The sequence below is a fragment of the Streptomyces sp. IBSBF 3136 genome, assembly GCF_036815105.1.
GTDB lineage: Bacteria > Actinomycetota > Actinomycetes > Streptomycetales > Streptomycetaceae > Streptomyces.
This window is the reverse complement of sequence record NZ_JAJSZC010000283.1, coordinates 1-8,313: the sequence shown is the minus strand read 5'-3', so window position 1 is coordinate 8,313 and position 8,313 is coordinate 1. Positions and strand designations below refer to the sequence as shown.

Sequence of the window (8,313 nt, the reverse complement as noted above, 5' to 3'; positions counted from 1 at the left end):
CCCCCCCCCCCCCCCCCCCCCCCCGCCCCCCCCCCCCCCCCCCCCCCCCCCCCCGGTTTCCGCCGGACGGGGGTACGGCTACGGAAGCGCCAGCATCCGCTCAAGGGCGAGCTTGGCGTACGCCTCGGTCTCCTTGTCGACCTCGATGCGGTTGACCAGGTTGCCCTCGGCCAGGGACTCCAGGGTCCAGACCAGGTGCGGCAGGTCGATGCGGTTCATGGTCGAGCAGAAGCAGACCGTCCGGTCGAGGAAGACGACCTCCTTGCCCTCGGGCGCGAAACGGTTAGCGAGCCGGCGGACCAGGTTCAGCTCGGTGCCGATGGCCCACTTGGAACCGGCCGGGGCCGCCTCCAGGGCCTTGATGATGTACTCCGTGGAGCCGACGTGGTCGGCGGCGGCCACGACCTCGTGCCGGCACTCGGGGTGGACCAGGACGTTCACGCCCGGGATGCGCTCCCGGACGTCGTTGACCGAGTCCAGGCTGAAGCGGCCGTGCACCGAGCAGTGGCCGCGCCACAGGATCATCTTCGCGGCGCGCAGCTCCTCGGCGGTCAGCCCGCCGTTCGGCTTGTGCGGGTTGTAGACCACGCAGTCGTCCAGGGACATCCCCATGTCCCGGACGGCGGTGTTGCGGCCGAGGTGCTGGTCGGGCAGGAACAGGACCTTCTCACCGTGCTCGAAGGCCCAGTCCAGGGCGCGCCGGGCGTTGGAGGAGGTGCAGATGAGGCCGCCGTGCTTGCCGGTGAAGGCCTTGATGTCCGCCGAGGAGTTCATGTAGGAGACGGGCACCACCTGCTCGGCGACGCCCGCCTCGGTCAGCACGTCCCAGCACTCGGCGACCTGCTCGGCGGTGGCCATGTCGGCCATCGAGCAGCCTGCGGCCAGGTCGGGCAGGACGACCTTCTGGTCGTCGGACGTCAGGATGTCCGCCGACTCGGCCATGAAGTGCACACCGCAGAAGACGATGTACTCGGCCTCGGGGCGCGCGGCCGCGTCCCGGGCCAGCTTGAAGGAGTCGCCCGTGACGTCGGCGAACTGGATGACCTCGTCGCGCTGGTAGTGGTGGCCGAGCACGAAGACCTTGTCGCCGAGCTTCTCCTTGGCCGCGCGGGCGCGTTCGACCAGGTCGGGGTCGGACGGCGAGGGCAGGTCGCCGGGGCACTCCACCCCCCGCTCGCTCTTCGGGTCGGCCTCACGGCCGAGCAGCAGCAGGGCGAGCGGAGACGGCTGTACGTCGAGCTCCGGGGTCTGGGCGGTGGTCACGACACGCACCCTTTCTACTTTTCGTCTAACTGACGCTATCTATCATATCCGCTTCACGTCACTTTGACGACGGCCATAGCGTCCATGTGACGTGAATCCCGTGGGCGGTCGCCGGGTCGCCGCACGAGCCGCTGTCCGCCGCATCGGGCATGTGCGAGCATGAAGAGAGAAGTGAACACGCGACCACGCGAACGCCCGGCCCGGAATGAATCCGGGGAAACGCCGGTTGCACTGGTCGGCAAGCAGTCTCCGTACAACCCGGGAGAGATGTAGATGTCCGTATCGGACGAGACCACCACCGTCACCGACGGCATCGTCCTGACCGACGCCGCCGCGTCGAAGGTCAAGGCCCTGCTCGACCAGGAAGGCCGTGACGACCTCGCTCTGCGCGTCGCCGTCCAGCCCGGCGGCTGCTCCGGCCTGCGCTACCAGCTCTTCTTCGACGAGCGCTCGCTCGACGGCGACGTGGTGAAGGACTTCGGCGGGGTCAAGGTCGTCACCGACCGTATGAGCGCTCCGTACCTGGGCGGCGCCACCGTCGACTTCGTGGACACGATCGAGAAGCAGGGCTTCACGATCGACAACCCGAACGCGACGGGCTCCTGCGCCTGCGGCGACTCCTTCAGCTGAGCCGCCACCCGCTGACGCACGAGGCGACGGCCCCCTCCGACGAGGGGGCCGTCGCCTCCGTGCGTTCCAGGGCAACAGGCCCTAGCCGGCCTGCGGCCGCAGCGCCCCCGGCTTCGTCCTCGGGACCGGCGTGCCGTCGGCGCCGGTCACCTCGCGGGCGCCGAGCGGGGCGTCCAGCCGTACGGTCTTCACGTACTGCCGGGCCATGGCGACGCACACCTGGCCCGGCCGGTCCCGCCCGGTCACCGTCACCGTCACCCGGTCGGCGCTCTCCTTCGCCGACGCCGAGTAGGCCGTGCACACCCCGCCCGAGAAGCTCACCGTAAGCTGACGGCCGTCGGCCAGGTAGCCGTCGGCCCGCACGTCGTGCGTGCGCGGGGCCGAGGAAGGGCCGGTGGGCGACGCCGGCGCCGAGGCGGACGGCGTGGTCAGGAACTCCGGGTCCACCGCCGGGTACGTCACCGTGAAGGTGCCCCGCTCCGCCGGACCCCGCACCTCGAACAGCCAGGACGGGACCAGCGCCTGCCGCCCGGCGACGGAGTGCGCGGCCAGCCCGAAGACGGCCTTGTCCACAGGGAGCGCGTCCGCCTTCCCCGCGGTCCCGGAACCGGAACCGGAGCCGGAGCCGGGGCAGGGCTGCTCCAGCCGGTCCTTCAGCGGGACGGGGGTGGCACAGCCCCCGATGCCCATCCGGTGGCCGCCGCCCGTGTGCGCCGCGTTCATCAGCGCCAGCGTCCGGCGCGCGTCCAGCACGGGATAGGTGTCGCCTTCGGCCGGCGTCGCCAACAGCCCGTGGCCGCCGACCAGTTCGCCCCGCTCGTCGACGGTCAGCCCGGTCGTCCAGCCGTACGTGGGCAGCCCGCCGACCACCGGATCCGCGTCGACCACCCGGCGGGCGCCCATGATCCGGCTCGCGTCGATCTTCGCGTCGTCCTGGCCCAGCGCCTTCAGCACGGGCGCCGCCGCCCGCCGCGCCGCCGCCGCGCTCACCGGGTCGCCGGCCGGGTTCGCCGGGTCCTGCGCGCAGACGGTGACCTTCCGGCAGTTGTCGGTGCCGGGCGCCCAGCGGCTGTAGGTCCAGCTGCCCGCCGCGTCCCGGCTCACCCGGAGCGTCGGCCCGGAGCCGTCCGCGCCCCCGACCCGCCAGCCGCTGCCGTCGGCCACGGGCGCGCCGTCCATGCCGAGGGCCGCGGCCAGCCGGGTCACCCGGTCCTCGCCGACCTCGCCCCTCGGGGCGTACACCGGCGCGGAGCCGGGGCCGTCGGGCAGCTTCCCGGCGGCCACATAGGTCGCGCCGTACGGGTCCGGCTCCCCGGGCGCGATGTCACCGCCCGAGCCGCCGCCCGCCGAGCCGTCCAGGACCAGCGGCGGGGGAGTGGCACCCGCACCGGGCGCACCGGTACCCGCCCGGCCGTCCGCGGCATGCCCCGTGGCGAGGTAGGCACCCCCGCCCCCGACCACCAGCACAGCCGCCGCGACGGAGAGAACGACCACCCGCGACCGCCGCCGCGCCGCCCGCCCCTCGCGTGCCGCGCCACCGTCCCCGGCGCCTTCCGGCGCCCGGGGTACTTCGACGTCGCGGGGTGATTCAACGACTTCGGGCCCCTCCGGAGCCTCGGGAGTCCCGGCCCCAGCGACCCCAGCGGCCCCCGTGGCTTCGGCGGCCTCACTGGCCCGGGCGGCCTCAGCGGCCTGGGGAGTCCGGACCGCGTCGACGGCCTCAGCGGCCTGGGGAGTCCGAACCGCATCGGCGGCCTCCGCCGTCCCCTTGGCCCGGATGGCCTCGGTGCCCTCGGGCGCCTCCACGTCCCCGGCCTGAGCGCCCTCGTCGGCCCCGGGAGGCGCAGTGCTTTCGTGAGCCTCGGTGGGCCGGGCGGTCTCGGAGGCCGCGGATGCCCCGGAGGGTCCAGCGACCTCGGAGGGCCTCCTCGCCTCGGGCCGCTCGCGGCCCCCGGAGGCTTCCGCCGGCTCGGAGGTGCCGGACGCTCCGGAAACCTCGTCGTTCTCAGGAATCTCGGGTCGCTCGCTGCTCACCGCATCGCTCCTCGCCGGTCGTGTCCCACGTCCCCGCCCGGGGGGACGGCGATGGGACGCGTGCGAGGAGCGCGCGGTTCCCTGCCCGGTGGCTCCCGCTCAGTCGCCGTAGTCCGACATGGCGTCCAGCAGCCGCGCCGACCGCACCGGGACGTCCACCCCGTGGATCAGCGACGGCGGCACCGGACGGGAGTCGCCGTGCGCCGGGGCGGCCCAGTGCGGGGCCATCCGGGCGCAGTCGCCGCGCAGCGTGGCGAGGCCGCCCTCGAGATCGGCCGGGGAGGTCGAGTTGACCTTGAGGTTCGTCATGCCGGAACCGTAGGCACGCGAGGCGCCGCGAAGAAAGGGCTACTATCGGGTAGTTTTGTCAGCTTCAGCGGCCCGCCCGAGCGGGGTAGCGTGAACTGTCAATCCAGCCTCCCGCAGGAGAATGCCCGTCGTGCGCATCGCAGTCACCGGCTCCATCGCCACCGACCACCTCATGACCTTCCCCGGCCGATTCGCCGACCAGTTCGTCGCGGACCAGCTGCACACGGTCTCGCTCTCCTTCCTGGTCGACAACCTTGACGTGCGCCGGGGCGGCGTCGGCGCGAACATCGCCTTCGGCATGGGCCAGCTGGGCACCGCGCCGATCCTCGTCGGGGCCGCGGGCTTCGACTTCGACCAGTACCGGGCCTGGCTCGACCGGCACGGCGTGGACACCGACTCGGTCCGCATCTCCGAGACCCTGCACACGGCCCGCTTCGTGTGCACCACCGACGCCGACCACAACCAGATCGGCTCGTTCTACACCGGTGCCATGAGCGAGGCCCGCCTCATCGAGCTGAAGACGGTCGCCGACCGCGTCGGCGGCCTCGACCTGGTCCTGATCGGCGCCGACGACCCGGAGGCGATGCTCCGCCACACCGAGGAGTGCCGCTCGCGCGAGATCCCCTTCGCCGCCGACTTCTCCCAGCAGATCGCCCGGATGGAGGGCGAGGAGATCCGGATACTGCTGGACGGGGCGACCTACCTCTTCTCCAACGTGTACGAGAAGGGGCTCATCGAGTCCAAGACCGGCTGGACCGACGCCGAGATCCTCTCCCGGGTAGGCCACCGCGTCACCACGCTCGGCTCGCGCGGCGTACGCATCGAGCGGGTCGGCGAGGACCCGATCGAGGTCGGCTGCCCGGAGGAGGAGCGCAAGGCCGACCCCACGGGCGTCGGCGACGCCTTCCGCGCCGGCTTCCTCTCCGGCCTGGCCTGGGGCGTGTCCCTGGAGCGCGCCGCACAGGTCGGCTGCATGCTGGCGACGCTCGTCATCGAGACGGTGGGCACCCAGGAGTACCAGCTGCGCCGGGGCCACTTCATGGAGCGGTTCACCAAGGCGTACGGCGACGAGGCCGCCGAAGAGGTCCGGGGCCACCTGGTCTGAGTTCCTCGGGTGCGGCGGCGTGGGGGACCGGTCGCGCGGTTCCCCGCGCCCCGGGTGACTGTTCCCCACGCCCGGGGTGGGTCAGCTGATCCGGCGGACCAGGTATGCCGTTCCCGTCTCCGCCTTCTCCTCGCCCACGTACTCCTGGCCCCGCATCTCGCACCACGCCGGGATGTCCAGCCGGGCGGCCTCGTCGTCCGACAGCACCCGCACCATGCCGCCCACCGGGACGTCGCCGATCACCTTGGCCAGCTCGATGACCGGGATCGGGCACCGCTTGCCGAGGGAGTCGACGACCAGCTCCTCCTGCTCCACGGCCGGCGCGACGGCCGGCGCCGGAGCCGGCGCCCCCAGCTTCTCCCGCACACCGGCCACCACCCCGGGCAGCACGTCCAGGAACCGCTCGACGTCCTCCGCGGCCGTCCCGGGCGGCAACGACACCCGTACGTTCCCCTCGCTGAGCACTCCCATCGCCCGCAGCACATGGCTGGGAGTCAGGGTGCTGCTCGTGCACGACGACCCCGACGAGACGGAGAAGCCCTCCCGGTCCAGCTCGTGCAGCAGCGCCTCGCCGTCGACGTAGAGACAGGAGAAGGTGACGATCCCCGGCAGCCGCCGCAGCGGGTCCCCGACCACCTCCACGTCCGCCACCAGTTCCGGCACCCGCGCCCGGATCCGCTCCGTCAGCTCCCGCAGCCGTGCCGCCTCCGGCGCGGCCCCGGCCCGCACCGCCCGAAGCGAGGCCGCGGCCGCGACGATCGCCGGGAGGTTCTCGAACCCGGGCGCCCGGCCCGACTCCCGCTCGTCCACCGGCCCTTGCGCGGCGAACCGCACGCCCTTGCGCACCACGAGCAGCCCCACCCCGGAGGGGCCGCCCCACTTGTGCGCGCTCGCGGTCAGCAGCGACCAGTCGCCCTCCACCGGGCCCCAGCCCAGCGACTGCGCCGCGTCCACCAGCAGCGGCACCCCGGCGGCCCGGCACGCCCCGGCCACCTCGGCTACCGGCTGCACCGTCCCCACCTCGTGGTTGGCCGACTGCAGACAGGCCAGCGCGGTGTCCTCCCGGAGGGCGGCCGCGAAGGCCGACGGGTCCACCGCTCCGGCCCGGTCGACGGCCACCGTGCTCACCGAACCGCCTCCGGCCTCGAACGACTCAGCCGAATGGAGTACCGAGGAATGTTCGACGGCTGACACGATCAGGTGGCGTCCCGCCCGCCGCCGCCCGGCCAACGCCCCGGCGATCCCCGTGTGTACGGCCCGGGTCCCGGAGGAGGTGAACACCACCTCGTCGGCCCGGCACCCCACGGCCTCGGCCACCGCCTCCCGGGAGGCGTCCAGCAGCATCCGGGCCCTGCGGCCCTCCCGGTAGAGCCGCGCGGGGTCCGCCCACCCCTCGTCCAGGGCGGCCAACAGCGCCTCGCGGGCCACGGGATGGAGGGGGGCGGCGGAAGCTGCGTCGAAGTAGGCCACAGGGCAACGTTAAGACTTCCGCGGGACCGGTCCACCGGGGGGCGTGAGGAACGGCGCGACCAGCCACGACGCCCCTCGCACCGGTTCGCCAAACCGCGACAACCCGAGCCAATAGGCGCCCAATCCCACCCCGACCGAGTGACAGCCGACGCGTATGCACCCCTCCCCGCGAACCCCTGGAAGGCGTCGGCTAGGGTTTGGTCCGCATAAACATCCAAACCCCTGCCCGACGCAGGGCGGCGACCGACCAGCGAGAAGGCCGCAGCCGACCGCGCGGGCGAGACTCTCGGGAAGGCGCTACGTGAGTCCCAACGGCTCCGACCGCTCGCCGCGGCGCCCGATGCGGCGGAAGCTGCTGCAGGCAATGACCGCGGGCCTGGTCTTGGCGACGGCCACCGGTTGCTCGTACAACTGGGAAGACTTCCCCCGCCTTGGTATGCCCACCCCGACCACGGAAGAGGCTCCCCGGATCCTCTCTCTGTGGCAGGGTTCCTGGGCGGCTGCGCTCGCCGTCGGCGTGCTGGTGTGGGGCCTGATCCTGTGGAGTGCTTTCTTCCACCGGCGCAGCCGCACCAAGGTCGAGGTACCTCCGCAGACGCGGTACAACATGCCGATCGAGGCCCTGTACACGGTGGTCCCGATCATCATCATCTCGGTGCTCTTCTACTTCACCGCCCGGGACGAGTCGAAGCTCCTGGACCTCTCCAAGAAGCCCGACGTAACGGTCAACGTGGTCGGCTTCCAGTGGAGCTGGGGCTTCAACTACGTCGCGGACGTCCCCGGTTCCACGGGCAACGCGAAGATTGACAAGAACCTGGCCGCGATTCCGGACCGGTTCAAGAAGGACTTCCCGGCCAACGCCGGCGGCGTCTACGACGTCGGTACGCCCGGCACCCGGAACCCGCAGACCGGCAACCCCGGTCCGACGCTCTGGCTCCCCGAGGGCAAGACCGTCCGCTTCGTCCTGACCTCGCGTGACGTCATCCACTCGTTCTGGGTGGTTCCCTTCCTGATGAAGCAGGACGTCATCCCGGGCCACACCAACGCCTTCCAGGTGACCCCGAACCACCAGGGCACCTTCCTGGGCAAGTGTGCGGAGCTCTGCGGTGTCGACCACTCCCGGATGCTGTTCAACGTGAAGGTCGTCTCCCCCGAGCGTTACGAGCAGCACCTCAAGGACCTCGCCAAGAAGGGGCAGACCGGTTACATTCCCGCCGGCATCGCGCAGACGCCGCACGAGAAGAACCGGGAGACGAACAACCTGTGAGCATCCTCAACGAACCCCAGGGTGCCGCGGCAGCTGAAGACTCGTTCGAGAACGAGCTGCCGGTCAGGCGCAAGCAGCCCGGCAACATCGTGGTGAAGTGGCTGACGACCACCGACCACAAGACGATCGGGACGCTCTACCTCGTCACGTCGTTCGCGTTCTTCCTGATCGGCGGCGTGATGGCGCTGCTGATGCGTGCCGAGCTGGCGCGTCCGGGCCTGCAGATCATGTCGAA

General features: G+C 72.1%; 7 protein-coding genes and 1 pseudogene. 4 read left to right on the top strand and 4 right to left on the bottom strand.

Annotated features, from left to right (window positions below; genetic code table 11):
• Nucleotides 1–78: 78 nt before the first annotated feature.
• The gene (gene nadA, locus V7E45_RS36155) at nt 79–1,263 is read right to left on the bottom strand and encodes a quinolinate synthase NadA (RefSeq protein WP_333778511.1); all 1,185 of its coding nucleotides are present in this window, start codon (nt 1,261–1,263) and stop codon (nt 79–81) included.
• A gap of 273 nt (nt 1,264–1,536) precedes the next feature.
• Here nadA and erpA point away from each other — a divergent pair, with 273 nt between their 5' ends.
• Nucleotides 1,537–1,893, top strand: a complete 357-nt coding sequence (gene erpA / locus V7E45_RS36150; protein ID WP_020939558.1) for an iron-sulfur cluster insertion protein ErpA — start codon at nt 1,537–1,539, stop codon at nt 1,891–1,893.
• 81 nt (nt 1,894–1,974) lie between these two features.
• Here erpA and V7E45_RS36145 read toward each other — a convergent pair whose 3' ends face one another.
• Both V7E45_RS36145 and V7E45_RS36140 read right to left on the bottom strand, forming a co-directional pair.
• Entirely contained in the window at nt 1,975–3,387 is a 1,413-nt protein-coding gene (locus tag V7E45_RS36145; protein ID WP_333778510.1) for a hypothetical protein, read from the bottom strand.
• A 639-nt stretch (nt 3,388–4,026) separates the two neighbouring features.
• A complete protein-coding gene (locus V7E45_RS36140) occupies nt 4,027–4,236 on the bottom strand; it encodes a hypothetical protein (protein WP_317442914.1) in 210 nt (69 codons plus the stop codon).
• 130 nt (nt 4,237–4,366) lie between these two features.
• Between V7E45_RS36140 and V7E45_RS36135 the strand changes: the two genes are divergently transcribed.
• A complete protein-coding gene (locus tag V7E45_RS36135; RefSeq protein ID WP_333778509.1) occupies nt 4,367–5,341 on the top strand; it encodes a carbohydrate kinase family protein in 975 nt (324 codons plus the stop codon).
• Nucleotides 5,342–5,422: 81 nt separating this feature from the next.
• On the opposite strand, the gene V7E45_RS36130 is transcribed toward V7E45_RS36135, so the two are convergent.
• Nucleotides 5,423–6,811, bottom strand: a complete 1,389-nt coding sequence (locus V7E45_RS36130) for a cysteine desulfurase/sulfurtransferase TusA family protein (protein ID WP_333778508.1) — start codon at nt 6,809–6,811, stop codon at nt 5,423–5,425.
• Nucleotides 6,812–7,112: 301 nt separating this feature from the next.
• On the opposite strand from V7E45_RS36130, the gene ctaC reads away from it, so the two are divergent.
• Complete coding sequence (ctaC, locus tag V7E45_RS36125; RefSeq protein WP_333778507.1) at nt 7,113–8,078, top strand: aa3-type cytochrome oxidase subunit II; 966 nt, start codon at nt 7,113–7,115, stop codon at nt 8,076–8,078.
• Nucleotides 8,075–8,313: pseudogene (locus V7E45_RS36120) on the top strand (cytochrome ubiquinol oxidase subunit I); the annotation flags it as partial. The gene ctaC and the pseudogene V7E45_RS36120, both read left to right, overlap by 4 nt.